Consider the following 20148-nt stretch of genomic DNA (forward strand, 5'->3'; position numbering starts at 1 on the left):
TTGAAGTCACTTGGGTATATTATTAAAAATTAAAAGGAAAGATTATGGCTCTGGAAAGAACATTTTCAATTATCAAACCTGATGCGGTAGAGCGTAACTTAATCGGTGAAATTTACCATCGTATTGAAAAAACTGGCTTACGAATTGTTGCGGCTAAAATGGTTCACCTGACTGAAGACCAAGCAAGTGGTTTTTATGCGGAACATGAAGGGAAACCTTTCTTCCCACCATTGAAAGAGTTCATGACTTCTGGACCAATTATGGTTCAAGTGTTAGAAGGTGAAAACGCAATCACACGTTACCGTGAGTTGATGGGGAAAACCAATCCAGAAGAAGCAGCATGTGGAACACTTCGTGCTGATTATGCGCTTAGCATGCGTCATAACTCTGTACATGGCTCGGACAGCCCTGAATCTGCTGCTCGTGAAATCGAGTTCTTCTTTCCTGTTTCTGAAGTTTTTTCACGTTAATTGACTGAACGACTGAGTCTCAAGCTCCGATTAAATCGGGGCTTTTTTTGTACTTGAAAAACAGTATACCCCAGTGACACGCTCCTAAAGGTCATCTCGTAGAACACAGCATCTTGAGGTTACTTAGGTATAAATCGACAGTTATTTTTGTGATAAACGAAATAGAGTAGATTTGTGTTTGATTTTTAATCAATGGCATTTGAAGACCTTAGTAAACTCATGGGGTTCTGCCTCTTGTTGTTACTGCCTAAAGGCTGTACAATTCGCGCCCTTATTCTTGCTTCAGTCACTGAGAGGTAATATGAACACTGAAAAAATCAATCTACTCGACTTTGATCGCAAAGGCATGCGTCAATTTTTCGCGGAAGAGTTAGGCGAAAAAGCATTTCGTGCCGATCAGGTTATGAAGTGGATCTATCATTTCGGTGTTGATGACTTCGAGAGGATGACCAATATCAACAAGAAGCTGCGTGAAAAACTGCAGCACAAGTGTGAAATTAAAGCACCTACAGTAGCAGAAGCTCAGCACTCTTCAGACGGCACAATCAAGTGGGCAATGAAGGTAGGTGACCAAGATGTAGAAACGGTTTATATCCCAGAGGATGACAGAGCAACGCTTTGTGTTTCCTCTCAGGTTGGTTGTGCTTTAGAGTGCAAGTTTTGCTCAACAGCTCAACAAGGTTTTAACCGTAACCTCAAAGTCTCAGAGATTATTGGACAAGTATGGCGAGCTGCTCGTGAGATTGGTCTAGAAAAAGAAACGGGGCGTCGTCCAATCACTAACATAGTGATGATGGGGATGGGTGAACCTTTACTGAATATGAAAAATCTAATTCCAGCACTAGAACTTATGCTCGATGATCTTGGTTTTGGTCTTTCAAAACGCAGAGTCACTGTATCGACATCTGGCGTCGTTTCTGGTCTAGATCAAATGACAGGTAAAATAGATGTGGCTTTAGCGATTTCTCTTCATGCTCCTAATGATAAGTTGAGAAGTGAAATTATGCCAATTAATGACCGTTGGGATATTCAAGACTTTTTGGAATCAGTACGCCGTTATATTGCTTCTTCAAATGCTAATAGAGGCAAAGTAACAGTTGAGTATGTCCTACTCGATCACGTCAATGATGATATGGATCATGCGCGTGAATTGGCTGAGTTGATGAAAAACACACCTTGTAAGATTAATTTGATTCCATTTAATCCATATCCGGGGTCACCGTACAAAAAACCAAGTAACTCTCGAATTGATAGATTCCAGAAAACACTGATGCAATATGGACATACAGTGACGATTCGTAAAACAAGAGGTGATGATATTGATGCCGCATGTGGGCAGTTAGTTGGTGATGTCATTGACCGAACAAAACGTACCGCAGCACTGAAGGCCTCTCGAGGTGCGCAGACTATCGATATCAAAACGGTATAAGTTAAATATTAATAGCCAGAGAATTTACTCTGGCTATTTTTTTGTCAAATTGTATCAATTTATTATCAATAAAATCATTTGAAATGTTAATGTGTGAGCTTTTACTTATGCGCTCAAATATGATTTACACTGCTCGAATGTTTTTAATCGCATTTTGTTTGTTAAATTTTGGACAAAAGCTTGAGCTATCTGGTAGTTTGGGTGAAAGATTTTTTGCCTTCTTCGTGCATTCGCTTATCATGATGAGTGAAGTATAATTACGACATTACCATTCTTAGTATTTTCTCCAATACACATTGTGAGAAATCACAATGTGAGCATTCTTATACTGAATACTAAGGATTTTTAAAAGAATATTTTGGTTAACATGCGAGAGTCTGGCTATCTTTAGACTAGGCTTAAGAATAAAAAAGAAAATAACAAGCTGTGCTAGCCACTAAACGGATGTAATACCACCATTATGACAGAACAAGATAATATTAATGAAGCTCCGTGTTCCTTGGAAGCGGGTACACTACTGAAAAACAAGCGTGAGTCATTAGGCCTGACACAAAAAAGTGTTGCAGAGCGACTCAGATTGAAGATCTCTGTAATTGATCAAATTGAACGTAACTGTTTTGAAGGTCAGTTGGCCAGCACCTTTACTCGTGGTTATATCCGATCTTATGCCAAGTTAATTGGCCTTGATGAAAATATGGTTCTAGGAGCATTAGAGGAAACGCCAAGCTCGGACGAACAATTACAAGAAGAAGAAATGCAAAGTTTTTCGCGTAAAACAAAACATGAGAAACATAATAGCCGTATTATGTTTCTCACCTGGGTTATTGCTCTTGCTCTTATTGGTATCTCTGGTGCATGGTGGTGGCAGAGTCAGCAGCAAAGTGCTGAACTAGCAATGGATGATAATCTTATTATTGAGCCCATAGCTGATAATAAAGAGATTGATAAGATTGATGCAGATGAGCTTATTGCCAGTGACCCAACTGAATTAATGCAAAATACTATAGTGGCCAATCAGACTGAAATATTAGATAGTGCCGAAGTTTTGCCCTCAGCAAACGGAGTACCAAAAAGCACTTCTGAGGTAGACAAAGTCGTTTCTGAAGAAGATAAGGCAATAAAAGTTTACAAATCTAGCAATAAAAGCGAGGCTGCAACGGTGGTTGAGCAAAACATTGTTCGGGAAAAGCCTAAAGAAAAGGTGGCAGCCGATGGCATGAATATACTTACTATGAGATTTGAATCTGATTGTTGGGTGCAAATCAAAGATGCCAATGGTAAAACATTGATCAGTGGTACGCGTAAATCGGGCCAAAATGTTGAACTTTCCGGCAAAGCACCATTTAAAGTGATATTAGGTGCCCCAGAAGGCGTAACAATGACATTTGCAAGTGAACCTGTCGACCTTTCTAGGTATACTTCAGGTAAAGTCGCTAGATTCAGTTTACCGTTATAAATATTATGCAACACGAATCCCCAATTATCCGTCGTAAATCGACACGCATCTATGTGGGTGATGTACCCATTGGAGATGGTGCACCTATCGCGGTGCAATCAATGACAAATACTCGCACAACTGATGTTGATGCAACTGTCGCGCAAATCAGGGCGTTAGAAAAAGTAGGGGCAGATATTGTTCGTGTTTCTGTCCCAACTATGGATGCTGCTGAGGCTTTTAAGCTAATTAAACAACAAGTATCTATCCCTTTGGTGGCCGACATTCATTTTGATTATCGTATTGCCCTCCAAGTTGCAGAATACGGCGTTGATTGTTTACGTATAAATCCAGGCAATATTGGTAATGAAGCGCGTATTCGCTCTGTTGTTGATTGTGCTCGTGATAAAAATATCCCGATACGAATTGGCGTAAATGGTGGGTCCTTAGAAAAGGATCTACAAATGAAATACGGTGAGCCAACGCCAGAGGCACTCGTCGAGTCGGCGATGCGTCATGTTGAACACCTAGATAGATTGAACTTTGATCAGTTTAAAGTCAGTGTGAAGGCGTCAGATGTTTTTCTTGCTGTAGATTCATATCGTTTATTGGCTAAACAGATCGACCAACCACTTCACCTTGGTATTACAGAAGCGGGTGGTGCTCGTGCAGGCTCTGTAAAATCAGCAGTTGGTTTGGGTATGCTTTTGGCTGAAGGTATTGGCGATACACTACGAATTTCTCTGGCTGCCGATCCCGTGGAAGAGATTAAAGTTGGGTTTGATATTCTAAAATCTTTAAGAATACGTTCTCGTGGTATTAACTTTATTGCTTGCCCTAGTTGTTCACGTCAAGAATTCGATGTTATCGGTACAGTCAATGAACTAGAGCAGCGCCTAGAAGATATTATTACACCAATGGATGTTTCTATCATTGGGTGCGTTGTTAATGGACCAGGTGAAGCTGAAGTGTCTCATCTGGGATTAGCTGGCAGCAACAAAAAAAGTGCTTTCTATGAAGACGGCAAACGTCAAAAAGAGCGCTTTGATAACAACGATCTTGTGAATAGACTAGAAGCAAAAATTCGAGCAAAAGCTTCCGTTATGGACAGCGATAATCATATTGATGTAAAAGTAGAAGATTAATCTCAACGAGAATTTACGGTAAGTATTGTGGCAAAAACAATTCAAGCAATTCGAGGCATGAACGATTGCCTCCCAACTCAGTCGCCACTATGGCACAAATTAGAAAACGCGGTAAAAAATGTGGTCAGCGCTTACGGCTACAACGAAATTCGTATGCCAATTGTTGAGATGACACACCTCTTTAGTCGTGCTATCGGTGAAGTGACTGATGTTGTCGAAAAAGAAATGTATACGTTCGAAGATCGCAATGGTGATAGTTTAACGTTGCGCCCTGAGGGAACCGCTGGCTGTGTTCGTGCTGGGATTGAAAATGGCTTGCTATATAACCAAGAGCAACGCTTATGGTATATGGGGCCGATGTTCCGCCATGAAAGACCACAAAAAGGTCGTTATCGCCAGTTCCATCAATGTGGAGCTGAGGTTTTCGGTCTCAATGGCCCAGATGTTGATGCAGAGTTAATCATGATGACTGCGCGTTTATGGCGTGAGTTAGGTATTGATAAACATGTTCGTCTTGAACTTAACTCTATTGGTTCGTTAGAGGCTCGTGCTCATTACCGCACTGCTCTCATCACATTCTTGGAACAACATATCGATATATTGGATGAAGATTCTAAGCGTCGTATGAATACCAATCCACTGCGAGTTTTAGACACTAAAAACCCTGAAATTAAAGCAATTTTAGGCGATGCACCTCGTTTGTCTGATTATCTAGATGAAGAATCTAAACTGCATTTTTCAGGACTTTGTGAACTTCTTGATGCTGCAGGCATCGAATACACTATAAACGAACGTTTAGTTCGTGGTCTAGACTACTACAACCGTACAGTATTTGAGTGGATGACCGAAAGTCTAGGTGCTCAAGGTACTGTTTGTGGTGGAGGTCGTTATGATGGCCTGGTTGAGCAACTAGGTGGCAAACCCACGCCAGCAGTTGGCTTTGCTATGGGACTTGAACGTCTAGCTCTAATGCTAGAAGCCCTTGAATTAACTGAAGTTCGTCGAAGTGTTGACGTATATGTAGTGACTGCTGGTGAAGGCACGATGGTTGCTGGGATGAAACTTGCTGAGCAGATTCGTGAGTCAATACCAGGTGTTCGAGTGATGAATCACTTTGGTGGCGGTAACTTTAAAAAGCAATTTAAACGAGCGGATAAAGTCGGTGCCGTGATTGCCTTAGTATTAGGTGAAAATGAAGTGGCCGATCACACGGTTGTATTGAAAGATCTTGTTGGTGGAACTCAAGAAACTTATCGCCAGGAAGATGTTGCGAGTAAGATTGCTGAATTGATCTAAGATTTTCATCACACAATATATCAACGAAAGATAACTGCTTAATTTGTTATACAAGGTCTTTAATAAATAGACCTTTCAGCAAATAAAACAATGATAGCTATGCTGTCATTGATACGCTTTAAGAGGACAGGAAGTGGAAGTTTACGAGACTGAAGAAGAACAAGTTGAAAAGATTAAAGAGTGGTTCAAAGAATATGGAACAACTGTCACTATTGCTGCTGTTGTTGCCTTTGGTGGTCTTTTTGGTTGGCGTTATTACCAAGACTCAGTAACTCAAGCGAGTGAGTCAGCTTCTCAAAGCTACGCTGCAGCAATGATAACACTGCAAAATAAAGGCGTTGAAGCTCAAACGGATATCGAAAACTTCATTGCTTCAAATGAAGTAAAAGAATATTCGATGCTTGCTGCGCTGCAATTAGCTAAAGCACAAGTCGATGCAAATGAGTTAAACGCAGCTCTTGAGCAACTTAAATGGGTTCAGAGTAGTTCTCAGGAAGCATCGATACTTGCGTTAGTTAACTACAGAATTGCGCGTATTGAAACTGAATTAGGTAACTTTACTGCGGCTAATGCAGCACTTGATAACGTTTTAGATACTGCTTGGTCTGGTCGTATTGCTGAATTGCGTGGTGATATTGCACTTCGTCAAGGTAATAAAGATACAGCTTACACTGCATATACTGAAGCACAGCAAGCAAAAGATGCTAGCCCAGCATTAAAAATGAAATTGGACGACTTGGCGAAGTAAGGACTGTATTGGATGAAAAAAGCCTTTAAAAGAGCCTTGTTAGGAGCGGTAAGTGTTGCGATCTTGGCTGGTTGTGCGAGTGAAGAAGATACCATCATTATGGCACCACTGCCTCAGGTCGAAAGTCAGTTTGTTCCTAATTTGAAATGGTCTACCTCTGACGATGGTGTAGGGCACTACTTTTCAAAGTTGTCTCCAACAATATCTGATGACACATTGTTTGTCGCAAGCCGTGATGGTTTGGTGAGAGCTTTGGATCCTGAAAATGGTAAACCTAAATGGCAAGCTGATTTAGGCAAAGATGAGGCACCACGATTGTCTGGTGGTATGACTGCAGCCTATGGAAACCTATATATTGGTTCTGAAAATGGTGATGTGATTGCCTTAGATCAAGATACTGGTGAGGTTATCTGGCGAGTTAAAGTCAGTGGTGAAGTGCTAGCAAAACCAATTGCGGACTCAGGTTTAATTATTATTAATACCAGCCAAGGTATTTTGGTTGCTCTAGATGAAAGTTCTGGTAAAGAGCGCTGGGCTTTAAGTACTGAAGTCCCTAGTTTAACCTTGCGTGGTGACAGCACTCCTGTTGCAATCGGTGGCGGTGTATTCTGGGGGACGGCGAACGGACGTCTTGCTGCTGCGATAGTTGAACGTGGACAGTTAATCTGGCAACAACCAGTTGGGACTCCGAAAGGTGCCACTGAAATTGATCGATTAGTTGATGTTGATTCTTCACCTTTAATTTTGGGTGGAACGCTTTTCACTGTTGGCTACAACGGTCAATTGATTGCGATTGACCTGCGTTCAGCAAATCCTATTTGGAAGCGAAATTATTCATCTGCAAATGACTTGGCTACAGATGGTCAACGCATTTTTGTCATCACAGAGAAAGATCATATTGCGGCAGTTGATGCACGAAGTGGTACAGAGCTTTGGCAAAACGCTAAGCTGGAAAACCGCCAACTGACGGCTCCTGTTGTGATTGACCGTTACCTTGTAGTCGGTGACAGCTTGGGTTACTTACACTGGCTTGATCGAACAACTGGTGAGTTTATTGCTCAGCAATTTGTCGATGATAGTGGCTTTGCCGTTGGGCCGGTGGCGTTATCCGATGGCTACGTGATTACTACACGTAATGGCAATGTAAAGAAACTGAGCATCAACGAATAATATCGTGATATAATTCACATTCGGCTCCTGGCTGGTGACAGTTTAGGAGCCGTTTTGTTGTTGGAAATTATTATTTATTAACCGTTATTCCTGACGTGGTTATAGGTAAAAAGCTGGTTTAATTTGGCATTAGACAAGTCGTTACCTATAACTACAGAAGAAAGATTATTGTAGAGGTTGTTATGGTACCTGTTGTTGCCCTTGTTGGGCGTCCGAACGTAGGTAAATCTACGCTATTTAACCGATTGACTCGCACTCGTGATGCGTTAGTTGCGGATTTTCCAGGCCTAACGCGAGACCGAAAATATGGCCAAGCTCGCCTTGGTGAAGAACATGAATTTATTGTCATTGATACCGGCGGTATCGATGGCACAGAAGAGGGGGTAGAAACCAAAATGGCAGAACAGTCATTAGCCGCAATCGATGAGGCTGATGTGGTTTTGTTTTTGGTTGATGGCCGTGCTGGTTTAACGCCTGCCGATCAAGCGATTGCTGCCCACTTGAGAAAAATTGAAAAGCCGGCAATGCTGGTGGTAAATAAAATTGATGGTATTGATGTTGATGCAGCCTGCGCTGACTTTTGGCAGCTAGGCGTAGACGATATGTACCACATTGCAGCAGCGCACGGACGTGGTGTTACTGCTTTACTTGAGCGTGCTTTAGCCCCCTTCTTTGAAGACCTACTGGCGAATGACGCACCTGATGGTGAAGTGGAAGACCTCACTGAATTTGAAGATGAGGAACTTGCTGCTGAGGAATATTCAGAAGAAGATGCGGAAGCCGAGTTACAGCGTTTGCAAGATCAACCGATTAAGCTGGCAATTATAGGCCGTCCAAACGTGGGTAAATCCACATTAACCAATCGTATTCTTGGTGAAGAGCGTGTGGTTGTATATGACATGCCTGGAACAACGCGTGACTCCATTTATATTCCAATGGAACGTGATGGACGCGAGTACGTTCTTATTGATACTGCTGGTGTTCGTCGTCGTGGACGTATTAACGAGACAGTAGAAAAGTTCTCGGTAGTCAAAACACTTAAAGCGGTAGAAGATGCGAACGTGGTACTGCTTGTTATCGATGCGCGTGAAAACATCTCAGATCAAGACTTGAGCCTACTTGGCTTTGCATTAAATGCAGGTCGTTCTATTGTTCTAGCTGTCAATAAGTGGGATGGATTGGATAACGACGTCAAAGAAAATGTTAAGAAAGAGCTCGATCGCCGTCTAGGTTTCGTTGATTTTGCTCGTATTCACTTTATCTCTGCTCTTCATGGGACAGGAGTTGGCCACTTATTCGAATCGATTCAAGAGGCTTATAAGTCGGCAACAACACGTGTCGGTACTTCTGTTCTGACTCGTATTATGAAGATGGCTACAGATGATCACCAACCACCAATGGTTCGTGGTCGTCGTATCAAACTGAAGTATGCTCATGCGGGTGGTTACAACCCACCAATTGTCGTGATTCACGGTAACATGGTTCGTGATCTTCCGGACTCTTACAAACGCTACCTAATGAACTACTTCCGTAAGTCTTTGGAAATTATGGGTACGCCTATCCGTATTAACTTCCAGAACAGTGATAACCCGTATGAGAACCGTACGAATAAACTGACGCTATCTCAAGAGCGTAAACGTAAGCGTATGATGTCAGCGGTGAAAAATCGCAATAAATAACCATTCTTTTTTCTATACCCAAGTCTTCGGCTTGGGTATTTTTTTGTCTTGAGTTTATGAAAAATATGTCAATTACAGCAACTAAGATTCGTTTTTGTCATCAAGTGTGGCAATTAGAAACCTCAGTACAACAAGTTCAATCAACAACAGATATGACCTACGTTATTACTGAAACGACGCCATTTCACCCTGTCAGTCATATTTGGCCAGATCACCCAGCGGATAGGGGCTCATTGATGATCAACGGCAAAAAGTTAGATGTTATTGATTGCCAAGTGGGGGCGATAGAGCTGGCGAGTGGAGCATTGCATGTCGGTCAAGCGATACCAGTCAAACGTGATACACAAGGCTGGGTCTTTGTCGTCGTGCACGTATTACCGCGGACAGAAGATGTAGTAGTCGGTGATATGGTGTCATTGCAAGTGGATAAAGAGTTTCAACTATCGTTAAGCCGCGGTCACAGTGCAGGGCACATCGCTTATTTGGCTCTGAATAAGGTGTTGACACAGAACTACTGGCGCAAAGATGCCGATCGTAAGGACCCACATGGCAATTATGATTTTAATAGCTATGCCCAAGAAACCAGTTTTGTTACACCAGATAAATGTTTAGATACCTATCGTTTGGGTAAAACGTTACGTAAACGAGGCTTGAATAGCGCAGAAGTTGTCAACGATTTGGAAAGTATCGAAAATCAGGTGAATCTACTGCTAAAAGGTTGGATACAGAGAAAAGTTCCAGTAACTATCCAGTGTCATGGCGAAGCATTAACGGATTCTCGCTACTGGGAATGTGATTTAGGGGAAGAGAATACGGCTGTTATTCCTTGCGGTGGAACGCACATTACGCATTTAAACGAACTCGAGTCAGTCAAGGTGCGTTTATTGATGCAAGACACACAGACAATTGAAATGCATACCCATGTAGTTCCGCAAAGATAATGGATTTTATTTTTATTAAATCCTGTTTGGGTTTTATTTTAATGCAATTTTAGTTTTTTATTCTCTTTAAAATTGAAATGCAGAACATGTAACTTATGCTTTCGGCATGTGGTTATATAAATATTCTTTTTAGGGGTGATCGCTGATCATTGAGGTAATATCCGAAGATCGGCTTAATGATCTTTTATATATTAGACGATCTTTAATGACGAAGAGATGTGATGCAGATCAAGGTTGAGCCATTGAAAGTGGTTGATACTCGTTAAGAAATTACGATGTAAAGGATAAGATCATGGCATCAGACATTTGTCCCATTTGCACTAATGAATTGGTCTGGAAAGGTCATTATCGTTGCAGTTTATGCGAGTTAGATTATAAAAAAGTCGCTTTTTGCCCAGACTGCGATGCAGAACTGGAGAAGCTTCAAGCTTGTGGTGCTGCCAGCTATTTTTGTCATCACTGTAATGAACTTAAATCGAAATCACGTGTTCGACTTCAATGGCAGAAAATACGCCAATAAAACTTGTTCAAAAACAAGATATCAGACTTATCGAGATATCTATTTCCCTAGTTTTTATTAAGCTGTGTTAGCCCAAAACAGGCTGGCTTAGGTAAACTATAGTGGTGGGTTATTGTACGGTAGAATGCAATTCGCCATCAGATAAGCGAGTGACTAACACATCCCCAGACTTCACATCGGAGATTTGAGTGACAACGTTTCCTTGCTGAGTCTGAGTGATTGAATAACCACGTTTGAGGGTGGCTAGAGGGCTCACAGTATCGAGCTTTTCCGCTGCGATTGCCAGTTGATGGCGAGTCGTCAGTAATTGACGTTGCATAGCATCAACCAGTTTTTGTTCAGTATGAGCAAGTTGTGCTTGTTGCTCAGCCAAGCGACTGACAGGAGAAACTAGTGCTAAACGGTGTTGTTTTCGTTCTAATTTTTGCTGTTGAGAGGTAATCAAACGCTGGATAGCACGCTGTAGACGTACATCGAGTTCATCCAGTTGTTGCGTTTGGCGTTGCAGTTGATGGTTAGGGTGCTGGCGTTCAAGACGATGTATTTGTTGTTGTGTCTTCTGCTTCAATCCTGACAGATAGTGGCGCATTGCACTGGCCAGCTTGTGCGAACGCGTCATTAAGGCTTGATCTTTATGGCTATTGTCTCTGCTGACGAGTTCTGCTGCAGCTGAAGGTGTCGGTGCTCGCATATCTGCAACGAAATCGGCAATGGTAACGTCGACCTCGTGGCCCACAGCACTGATGATCGGAATACTACTCGCAGCAATAGTACGAGCAAGAATTTCGTTATTAAAGCACCATAGATCTTCTAAAGAACCACCACCTCTTCCGACAATGAGGACATCGCATTCATTGCGGCTGTTGGCACGGCCAATGGCTTGAGCAATTTGAATGGCAGCTTCCTCACCTTGCACCATGGTTGGATAAACCACGACAGGCAGTGAGGGATCTCTACGTTTTAATACATCTAGAATGTCGAAGAGAGCAGCCCCGGTTTTAGAGGTGATCACGCCAACTTGTCTAGGGTGTTCCGGTAGGGGCTTTTTGTTGGTTTGAGCAAACAAACCTTCGCCAGCCAAGGTCATTTTTAGTGCTTCGAACTCTTGCTGTAGGCGGCCATCACCTTCAGGCTGCATACTCTCAATGATTAACTGATAATCACCACGCGGTTCATACAGAGAGAGACGAGCTTTGACTAAAACTTGATTACCGTTGACGGGTTTAAAAGTGACTCGGCGATTGTTACCACGAAACATGGCGCATTTTACTTGAGCACGTGAGTCTTTGAGTGTCAGATACCAGTGGCCAGAGACAGGCGCAGAAAAGTTAGATATTTCACCGACCAGCCAAATAATTCCCATTTCGTTTTCGAGTAAAAGACGTACTTCGGCATTAAGACGAGAAACAGTGAAGATGTTTTTATTGCTTTGGGAGAGCACAACTAATCTCGTAGACGTGAGTATGGAAGTTAGCGGCAATATAATACATAGCAAGGGGGTAAATGCAAGAAAAAAAATAAAAAAAATCTGGCAAAGTGAGAACCTTAAACGTATACTCCCTCCGCAATATCTAATCCAAATGTAACTTACAAACTAAAAAAGTTATCCTCATTATGCGAAACGATGAGATTGGATTTTTCTTTTTACTCCTCTAATTGTGAGATATTGCAAATGCTAAGAATTGCCAAAGAAGCGCTGACATTCGATGATGTATTACTCGTGCCAGCTCACTCCACTGTTCTCCCTAATACTGCTGATCTTCGCACTCAGCTAACGAAAAACATTCGTTTGAACATCCCTATGATTTCTGCCTCGATGGATACCGTAACGGAAGCTCGTTTGGCCATCGCGCTTGCGCAGGAAGGTGGCATTGGCTTTATCCACAAAAATATGTCAATTGAGCAGCAAGCCGCTGAAGTTCGTAAAGTTAAGAAGTTTGAATCTGGAGTGGTCACAGATCCTGTTACCGTTCACCCAGATGCAACCATTGCTGATGTTGTTGAATTGACTGAAAAACATGGATTTGCTGGTTTTCCAGTGGTCGCTGAGAATAATGAGCTTGTAGGTATTATTACGGGGCGTGATGTACGCTTTGTTACTGACCTTACGAAAAAAGTGTCTTCTGTTATGACAGCAAAAGAAAGCCTTGCTGCGGTTAAAGAAGGGGCAACTCGTGAAGAAGTTCAAGAAAAAATGCATGAAGCTCGTGTGGAAAAAGTATTAGTTGTGAACGATGAGTTCCAACTGACAGGAATGATTACAGCAAAAGATTTCCATAAAGCAGAACGTAAGCCAAATGCTTGTAAAGATGAGCGTGGACGTCTTCGTGTTGGAGCAGCTGTCGGTGCTGGCGCTGGTAATGAAGAACGTGTTGCTGCATTGGTTGACGCTGGTGTTGACGTTTTACTTATCGATTCTTCACACGGCCACTCAGAAGGGGTTTTAAACCGTATCCGCGAAACTCGCGCAGCTTACCCAGAACTAGATATCATCGGCGGTAACGTTGCAACAGGTGCGGGTGCTAAAGCACTTATTGAAGCAGGCGTTAGCGCGGTGAAAGTAGGTATCGGTCCAGGCTCAATCTGTACAACTCGTATCGTAACAGGTGTTGGCGTACCTCAAGTAACTGCAATTGCAGATGCAGCAGAAGTAGCAAACTCATACGGAATTCCAGTTATTGCTGACGGAGGCATTCGTTTCTCTGGTGATATCTGTAAAGCTATTGTTGCTGGTGCTTCGTGCGTGATGGTAGGTTCTATGTTTGCTGGTACAGAAGAAGCTCCGGGTGAAGTGATTCTTTACAATGGTCGTTCTTACAAATCTTACCGCGGTATGGGCTCTCTTGGTGCAATGTCCCAAGGTTCATCTGACCGTTACTTCCAGTCTGACAATGCAGCAGACAAGCTAGTACCAGAAGGTATCGAAGGTCGTATCGCTTACAAAGGTCGTCTAAAAGAAATCGTACACCAACAAATGGGCGGTCTACGTTCAAGTATGGGGCTGACGGGCTCAGCAACGATTGAAGATATGCGTACTAAAGCTGAATTTGTTCGTATCTCAGGCGCAGGCATGGCTGAGTCACACGTACACGACGTTCAAATTACCAAAGAAGCGCCAAACTACCGTCTAGGTTAATCTGACCAGTGAATTCGCTTATCAAGCCGATGCTGTTAAGCGAAATACTGTCATAAAAATAATTACCAAGGCCGGAAAGTAAGTTCTATTTTTCCTAAAAGCATAAATAAGAGGTGAGTTTATCACCTCCATTTTTACAACTAGCTTATAAGACTGCTCAAAATGACTAAAAATATTCATGACCAACGTATTCTGATCTTGGACTTCGGTTCTCAGTACACTCAGCTAGTAGCTCGCCGTGTACGTGAAATCGGTGTTTACTGTGAACTGTGGAGCTGGGACGTTGAAGAAGCTGATATTCGTGAATTCAATCCAGACGGTATCATCCTATCTGGAGGCCCAGAAAGCGTAACCGAAGACAACTCTCCACGCGCTCCTCAATATGTATTTGACTCTGGTGTGCCAGTGCTAGGTGTATGTTACGGCATGCAAACTATGGCTGAGCAGCTAGGGGGGAAAGTAGCGGGTTCTACTGAACGTGAATTCGGCTATGCACAAGTTAAAATGTCTGGTGAGTCTGCACTGTTTAAAGATCTTGAACTCACTCAAGATGTTTGGATGAGCCATGGTGACAAAGTTATAGAAATTCCTGAAGACTTCGTAAAAGTTGGTGAGACAGATACATGTCCGTATGCTGCGATGGCGAACGAAGAGAAGAAATACTACGGCGTTCAGTTCCACCCAGAAGTAACACACACCAAGGGTGGCCTTCAAATGCTAGAGAACTTTGTTCTTGGCGTATGTGGCTGTGAGCGTCTATGGACTTCTGAATCTATCATCGAAGACGCAGTTGCTCGTATTAAAGAGCAAGTCGGTGACGATGAAGTTATCCTAGGTCTATCTGGTGGTGTTGATTCATCGGTCGTAGCGATGCTGGTTCACCGTGCAATCGGTGAAAAGCTAACGTGTGTATTCGTAGATAACGGTTTGCTTCGCCTAAACGAAGGTCAACAAGTTATGGATATGTTCGGCGACAAGTTCGGCCTGAACATCATCAAAGTTGACGCAGAAGAACGTTTCCTAAACGCACTGGAAGGCAAAGCGGATCCAGAAGATAAGCGTAAAACAATCGGCCACGTGTTTGTAGACGTATTTGATGAAGAATCTAAGAAGCTGAAAAACGCGAAATGGTTAGCTCAAGGTACAATTTACCCAGACGTTATTGAATCTGCAGCATCTAAGACAGGTAAAGCACACGTAATCAAATCACACCACAACGTGGGAGGTCTTCCAGATGATATGGAAATGGGACTTGTTGAGCCACTACGTGAGCTGTTCAAAGATGAAGTTCGTAAAATCGGTCTAGAGCTTGGTCTTCCGTACAATATGCTTTACCGCCACCCATTCCCAGGTCCAGGTCTAGGTGTTCGTGTTCTTGGTGAAATCAAGAAAGAGTACTGTGACTTGCTACGTCGTGCAGACGCTATCTTCATTGAAGAGTTACACGCTGCAGACCTATACAATAAAGTCTCTCAAGCGTTCACGGTATTCCTACCTGTTCGTTCTGTCGGTGTAATGGGCGATGGTCGTAAGTACGATTGGGTTGTATCTTTGCGTGCGGTAGAAACGATCGACTTTATGACTGCACACTGGGCGCACCTACCATACGACTTCTTAGGTAAGGTTTCTAACCGAATCATTAACGAAGTTGACGGTATTTCTCGCGTGGTTTACGACATCTCTGGTAAGCCACCAGCGACAATCGAATGGGAATAATACCCTGTTAGTTATATCAAAATAAAAACCAGCCTTCGGGCTGGTTTTTTTGACGAAGCGAGGGGCAATTCTCAAATAAATACTGAAGCATGCCGTTCAAACTCAATCATTAAAAGTATTATTTTGTGATGATTATTAAGTATTGGAAATTTTAAATGTAGGGTCTCTCGCAGAATATATGCAGGGTCACATTCTACATTCCGTATATCGTTCACTATAAGTCTGGTAAACCACTTTATTTTGTATTGTTAAATACGGAGACCAGACATGTTCGCATTCAAGCATTTGTCCTTAGCGCTAAGCTGTATTTTTATGGCACAAGCTCATGCCAGTATGAATATCCAACCTGATCCAGATAACCCAAATGGTTATGTCGTTGCTCGTGCTGACATACAAGCTATGGAGCAAAGTAAAACCGCCGATCCTATGTATGCGATTTGGTCTCAGGCATTAGAGACACGTTCCAATACCATCGTAGAAGCAATTTTGCCTGGCGCTGCAAGTAACCCAGAAAACGTCAAGCGTGTTGAACGTGTGTTTCCTGAAAGTGAATGGGATTTCCTCACTCAAATGGCCGCGCCAGAGTATACCTATACTCGTTTCTTACGTGCGATTGGTAAATTCCCAGCCTTTTGTGGAGAGTACACAGATGGTCGTAATTCAGATGCGATTTGTAAAAAGTCAATTGTGACTGCTTTCGCACACTTTGCTCAAGAAACAGGCGGGCATATCGCAGTCGATAACGTTTCGGACAACCCGCAAGGGCTAGAAGAATGGCAACAAGCTTTGGTGCATGTGCGAGAAATGGGCTGGTCTGAAGGTCAGGAAGGTTATACAACTGGCTGTGGTCAGAATGATTGGCAAAACAAACGTTGGCCTTGTGAACCAGGGCAAGGCTATTTTGGCCGAGGCGCGAAGCAGCTTTCTTATCATTTTAACTACGGTGCTTTTTCCGAAGTGATGTTTGATGGAGATGCGTCGGTATTATTAAAGAACCCTGGTTTAGTGGCCGATTCTTGGTTAAATCTTGCTTCAGCTATCTGGTTTTTCTTAACCCCCCAGGCTCCAAAACCCGCCATGTTGCATGTTATCGACCGAACTTGGGTTCCATCACAGCGTGAAATTGACGCTGGTATTGGCTATGGCTTTGGCACCACCATCAACGTAATAAACGGTGGTATTGAATGTGGTGAGCAAAATAAAGACAAAGGCCAGCCAGTCAACCGCATTCGTTATTGGGAAGGGCTATCCGCTCATTATCAAATCCCTGTTGAAGCAGATGAAGTTAATACGTGCTGGCAACAGACTCCTTATGGAAGCTTGAACCTGAATGGTGCAACGGACGTGCTTTACACTAACTGGGATGGTAACTGGAAGTATTACGCAGATCGCCCAGGTGGCCATTCTTTCGAATGTGAGCTGGTTGGGTTTCAAACGGCTTACTCTGCTTTGGTTGGTGGAGATTATGAAAAGTGTGTGACTAACTTCTATCAATCTCATGCTGGTTGGCCTGAAGTACGAGTTGTTGAGGAATTAGGTCCGGTTGACCCTGTTGCTCCACCAGTCGATGGCATTGCTGCTTGGGATGCGGGCAAAATTTACAATGATGGAGATAAAGTTTCATATCAAGGTGCTATCTATCAGGCTAAATGGTGGACACAAGGGGATGAACCAAGTTTAGGTGGGCCATGGCAGTTAATCTCAGAAACACCTGTTGTGCAGCCTCCTGTTCAAGAACCCACGCCACCTGTTTCTGGCCCATTTATTGAGTGGGTACCAGGTCAAAGCCAAGTTGCCGATGGTGAGAAAGTGATTTATCAAAATAAATGTTTTATCGCAAAGAACGGCCCGGGACTATGGGACACACCAACTGCGAGCAACTGGTTCTGGGATGAAATCTCTTGTCAGTAGTTAACATTCTATTTAAATCGTAAGTTGATGAGATAAGGCTCTGTTTTATGCAGAGTCTTTTTTTTTGCCTATTTAGTGCAATCTAAGTTTTCGAAAACGGCTTTTTGATTTTGTTATGGGGTCGATTAAAATTCGCGCGCAATTTTTATCAACTTTTTTGAAAACAGGTACGAGATATGTCTACTAAACTGGCTAACCCAGCGCCTTTAGGTCTAATGGGTTTCGGTATGACCACGATTCTGCTTAATATCCATAATGCAGGATTCTTCCCACTTGACTCAATGATTCTCGCAATGGGTATTTTTTATGGTGGTCTTAGCCAAGTGATTGTTGGCATCATGTGCTTTAAGCGCGGTGATACATTTGGTACTACAGCCTTCACTTCATACGGCCTATTCTGGCTTACCTTGGTTGGCCTTCTTGTGATGCCTCATATGGGATTCCCTGCAAGCCCAGCAAACTTCATGGCTTGGTACTTATTGTTATGGGGTGTATTCACTGGTTTCATGTTTATTGGCTCACTTTGCTACCCAGTGGCAAAACAAGTGGTATTCGCGACGCTAACGATTCTCTTCTTCTTGCTTGCAGCTCGTGACTTCACTGGTAGCGCGCTTATCGGCACTATCGCTGGTTTTGAAGGTATCTTCTGTGGTGCAAGCGCGATTTACTTCGCAATGGCGCAAGTACTTAATAACGAGTACGGCCGTACGATTTTACCGATCGGTGAAAAGAAATAACACCTCGTTAAAATTAGAACAGCATGAAAAAGGGTTAGCATTGGCTAACCCTTTTTTGTTCATCTTTTTGTTTGCTTTTGAGCAAAAGGATTTAAATCAGTGAGCTATTATTGATAAACTGTTCACCGAGACTTTTTACAGTCGATATTGAGTTAATTCACCGGTGGAGTTAACCCTGGTGATTTTGTTTCATTTTGCTCGACAGCATATCGTTTGTTAACCGTTGTCTTCTCTGAGAGCGATTCTTCTGCCTTGTTCCGTTTACATTGCTCTTCCCAGTAGGTTGCTCCCTTTATTCCAAGCGCAACCGGGTCAAAGGTATAATTCTTAACTCCATGTTTTTGTTGTTGTTCATAATCTTTTAATGCAATGAGAGCGGGTTTGGCCATGAAAAAGATAATTAAGATACCAACGACATTGAGCCAGGCCATTAAGCCTGCGCCTAAATCCCCCATTGCCCAAGCTAGCTCTGCTGTTTTTACCGTGCCATAGAAGACTGCAGACAGGGTCATTAACTTTAAGATAAACATGAAGCCATTGGCTTTGAGATTTCGTCGCAAGTAGGCCAAATTGGTTTCTGCAATGTAGTAATAAGCCAAAATAGAAGTGAAGGCAAAGAAGAACAATGCAATGGCAATAAACATTTTACCGACGCCGGGCAGGGCGGTTTCGATGGCAATTTGCGTGAACCGAGGTCCATTTGCACTGATATCTGCGGGCAGATTTTGCACTAAAAAAGCGCCTTCAACAGCTCCTTGGACGTTGTAAGCTCCTGTGATAAGAATCATAAAAGCAGTCGCTGAACACACGAGTAAGGTGTCAATATAAATTGAAAATGCTTGTACTAAGCCTTGTTGTGCTGGGTGAGCCACATTGGCTGCCGCTGCTGCATGGGGGCCTGTCCCTTGTCCTGCTTCGTTAGAATAGATACCTCGCTTTACTCCCCAGCCAATTGCCGCTCCCGCTCCAGCCATAGGGGTGAAAGCATCATTAAGGATCAAATGAATGATTCGAGGGATTTCTCCGATATTGAGTAAAATGATCACAAAGGCAGAGATAATATAAGCTAATGCCATAAACGGCACGACAACCTGAGTGAAATTAGCAATGCGCTTAACACCGCCAAAAATAATGAAAGACAGCAAAATACACAGAAGTGTCCCCGTCAGTATTTTAGCAAAGCTAAAAGTACCGATCGCGGTTTCAACCATTTCCCCTGAACCAAAAGCCGCTTCTACCGCGTTGCCGATGCTATTGGCTTGAACGCTGGGCAGCAATACTCCGCAAGCAATGGTGGTAGCGATAGCGAATATCCAAGCATACCACTTTTGTCCCATTGCTTTTTCTAAATAATACGCCGGACCTCCCCGGAATTCGCCGTTATCATTTTCTTTGTATATTTGTGCCAGTGTGGACTCGGCATAGGCTGTAGCGGCACCTAAAAAGGCCACTGTCCACATCCAGAATATGGCGCCTGGGCCACCAAATCCAATTGCAGCTGCAACACCAGCAATATTTCCGGTGCCAACACGACCAGACAAAGAGACGGCGAGGGCTTGAAAAGATGAAATCCCTTCTTGAGAGCTCTTACCTGAAAGTAACAGATGCCACATTTCAAAGAAATGGCGAAGTTGGACAAAACGGGTGGTCACAGAGTAAAAAAGGCCAGCGCCGAGGCATAAATAAATAAGAACTGGGCTCCAGATAAAGCCATTTAAATAGTCAACGATTGACTGCATTATCACTTCCTTGTTGTGAACGTTTCTGATTGTAGTTCAAGCAACACATTAATTGGTTTGTGATTAGAATGTTAAT

General features: G+C 42.9%; 16 protein-coding genes. 14 read left to right on the forward strand and 2 right to left on the reverse strand.

Going from position 1 to position 20148, the window contains the following annotated elements:
- Positions 1–44: 44 nt before the first annotated feature.
- The 10 genes from ndk (at position 45) to VSA01S_RS13320 (ending at position 10833) form a co-directional block, all read left to right on the forward strand.
- On the forward strand, positions 45–470 hold the full coding sequence (gene ndk, locus VSA01S_RS13275; protein ID WP_039982394.1) for a nucleoside-diphosphate kinase: 426 nt from the start codon (positions 45–47) through the stop codon (positions 468–470).
- A gap of 301 nt (positions 471–771) precedes the next feature.
- On the forward strand, positions 772–1899 hold the full coding sequence (gene rlmN, locus VSA01S_RS13280) for a dual-specificity RNA methyltransferase RlmN (RefSeq protein WP_039982393.1): 1128 nt from the start codon (positions 772–774) through the stop codon (positions 1897–1899).
- Between the two features lie 460 nt (positions 1900–2359).
- Complete coding sequence (rodZ, locus tag VSA01S_RS13285; protein WP_039982392.1) at positions 2360–3355, forward strand: cytoskeleton protein RodZ; 996 nt, start codon at positions 2360–2362, stop codon at positions 3353–3355.
- A 5-nt stretch (positions 3356–3360) separates the two neighbouring features.
- Positions 3361–4479 carry a flavodoxin-dependent (E)-4-hydroxy-3-methylbut-2-enyl-diphosphate synthase gene (gene ispG, locus VSA01S_RS13290; RefSeq protein ID WP_039982390.1) on the forward strand — a complete coding sequence of 373 codons (1119 nt, stop codon included), beginning with the start codon at positions 3361–3363 and terminating at the stop codon, positions 4477–4479.
- Between the two features lie 27 nt (positions 4480–4506).
- Complete coding sequence (gene hisS, locus VSA01S_RS13295) at positions 4507–5775, forward strand: histidine--tRNA ligase (protein ID WP_039982389.1); 1269 nt, start codon at positions 4507–4509, stop codon at positions 5773–5775.
- Between the two features lie 133 nt (positions 5776–5908).
- Positions 5909–6523 (forward strand): YfgM family protein, encoded by a 615-nt coding sequence (locus VSA01S_RS13300; protein ID WP_039982388.1) that lies wholly within the window; start codon positions 5909–5911, stop codon positions 6521–6523.
- 12 nt (positions 6524–6535) lie between these two features.
- On the forward strand, positions 6536–7693 hold the full coding sequence (gene bamB / locus VSA01S_RS13305; RefSeq protein WP_039982387.1) for an outer membrane protein assembly factor BamB: 1158 nt from the start codon (positions 6536–6538) through the stop codon (positions 7691–7693).
- Positions 7694–7875: 182 nt separating this feature from the next.
- Positions 7876–9372, forward strand: coding sequence for a ribosome biogenesis GTPase Der (gene der, locus VSA01S_RS13310; RefSeq protein WP_039982385.1), 1497 nt, complete (start codon positions 7876–7878; stop codon positions 9370–9372).
- Positions 9373–9437: 65 nt separating this feature from the next.
- Positions 9438–10313, forward strand: coding sequence for a metal-dependent hydrolase (locus VSA01S_RS13315; RefSeq protein ID WP_039982384.1), 876 nt, complete (start codon positions 9438–9440; stop codon positions 10311–10313).
- Between the two features lie 292 nt (positions 10314–10605).
- The gene (locus tag VSA01S_RS13320; RefSeq protein WP_039982383.1) at positions 10606–10833 is read left to right on the forward strand and encodes a zinc ribbon domain-containing protein; all 228 of its coding nucleotides are present in this window, start codon (positions 10606–10608) and stop codon (positions 10831–10833) included.
- 109 nt (positions 10834–10942) lie between these two features.
- On the opposite strand, the gene xseA is transcribed toward VSA01S_RS13320, so the two are convergent.
- On the reverse strand, positions 10943–12274 hold the full coding sequence (xseA, locus tag VSA01S_RS13325) for an exodeoxyribonuclease VII large subunit (RefSeq protein ID WP_039982382.1): 1332 nt from the start codon (positions 12272–12274) through the stop codon (positions 10943–10945).
- 231 nt (positions 12275–12505) lie between these two features.
- On the opposite strand from xseA, the gene guaB reads away from it, so the two are divergent.
- The 4 genes from guaB to VSA01S_RS13345 all read left to right on the forward strand — a co-directional run bounded on the left by guaB (position 12506) and on the right by VSA01S_RS13345 (position 18333).
- Positions 12506–13969 carry an IMP dehydrogenase gene (gene guaB, locus VSA01S_RS13330; protein ID WP_039982381.1) on the forward strand — a complete coding sequence of 488 codons (1464 nt, stop codon included), beginning with the start codon at positions 12506–12508 and terminating at the stop codon, positions 13967–13969.
- 162 nt (positions 13970–14131) lie between these two features.
- Complete coding sequence (gene guaA / locus VSA01S_RS13335; RefSeq protein ID WP_039982380.1) at positions 14132–15685, forward strand: glutamine-hydrolyzing GMP synthase; 1554 nt, start codon at positions 14132–14134, stop codon at positions 15683–15685.
- Between the two features lie 267 nt (positions 15686–15952).
- Complete coding sequence (locus VSA01S_RS13340; protein WP_039982378.1) at positions 15953–17596, forward strand: chitinase; 1644 nt, start codon at positions 15953–15955, stop codon at positions 17594–17596.
- 176 nt (positions 17597–17772) lie between these two features.
- Positions 17773–18333 carry an acetate uptake transporter gene (locus VSA01S_RS13345; RefSeq protein ID WP_039982376.1) on the forward strand — a complete coding sequence of 187 codons (561 nt, stop codon included), beginning with the start codon at positions 17773–17775 and terminating at the stop codon, positions 18331–18333.
- A 152-nt stretch (positions 18334–18485) separates the two neighbouring features.
- On the opposite strand, the gene VSA01S_RS13350 is transcribed toward VSA01S_RS13345, so the two are convergent.
- Positions 18486–20072 carry an alanine/glycine:cation symporter family protein gene (locus VSA01S_RS13350; RefSeq protein ID WP_050567407.1) on the reverse strand — a complete coding sequence of 529 codons (1587 nt, stop codon included), beginning with the start codon at positions 20070–20072 and terminating at the stop codon, positions 18486–18488.
- Positions 20073–20148: the final 76 nt, after the last annotated feature.

It is taken from the genome of Vibrio sagamiensis NBRC 104589, assembly GCF_007990935.1.
GTDB classification, from domain to species: Bacteria; Pseudomonadota; Gammaproteobacteria; order Enterobacterales; family Vibrionaceae; genus Vibrio; species Vibrio sagamiensis.

What these genes read in the sequence shown, in the direction of transcription:
- ndk (WP_039982394.1), top strand. Translation starts at nt 45, where the DNA reads ATGGCTCTGGAAAGAACATTTTCAATTATCAAACCTGATGCGGTAGAG.
- rlmN (WP_039982393.1), top strand. Translation starts at nt 772, where the DNA reads ATGAACACTGAAAAAATCAATCTACTCGACTTTGATCGCAAAGGCATG.
- rodZ (WP_039982392.1), top strand. Translation starts at nt 2,360, where the DNA reads ATGACAGAACAAGATAATATTAATGAAGCTCCGTGTTCCTTGGAAGCG.
- ispG (WP_039982390.1), top strand. Translation starts at nt 3,361, where the DNA reads ATGCAACACGAATCCCCAATTATCCGTCGTAAATCGACACGCATCTAT.
- bamB (WP_039982387.1), top strand. Translation starts at nt 6,536, where the DNA reads ATGAAAAAAGCCTTTAAAAGAGCCTTGTTAGGAGCGGTAAGTGTTGCG.
- der (WP_039982385.1), top strand. Translation starts at nt 7,876, where the DNA reads ATGGTACCTGTTGTTGCCCTTGTTGGGCGTCCGAACGTAGGTAAATCT.
- VSA01S_RS13315 (WP_039982384.1), top strand. Translation starts at nt 9,438, where the DNA reads ATGTCAATTACAGCAACTAAGATTCGTTTTTGTCATCAAGTGTGGCAA.
- VSA01S_RS13320 (WP_039982383.1), top strand. Translation starts at nt 10,606, where the DNA reads ATGGCATCAGACATTTGTCCCATTTGCACTAATGAATTGGTCTGGAAA.
- guaB (WP_039982381.1), top strand. Translation starts at nt 12,506, where the DNA reads ATGCTAAGAATTGCCAAAGAAGCGCTGACATTCGATGATGTATTACTC.
- guaA (WP_039982380.1), top strand. Translation starts at nt 14,132, where the DNA reads ATGACTAAAAATATTCATGACCAACGTATTCTGATCTTGGACTTCGGT.
- VSA01S_RS13340 (WP_039982378.1), top strand. Translation starts at nt 15,953, where the DNA reads ATGTTCGCATTCAAGCATTTGTCCTTAGCGCTAAGCTGTATTTTTATG.
- VSA01S_RS13345 (WP_039982376.1), top strand. Translation starts at nt 17,773, where the DNA reads ATGTCTACTAAACTGGCTAACCCAGCGCCTTTAGGTCTAATGGGTTTC.
- VSA01S_RS13350 (WP_050567407.1), bottom strand. Translation starts at nt 20,072, where the DNA reads ATGCAGTCAATCGTTGACTATTTAAATGGCTTTATCTGGAGCCCAGTT.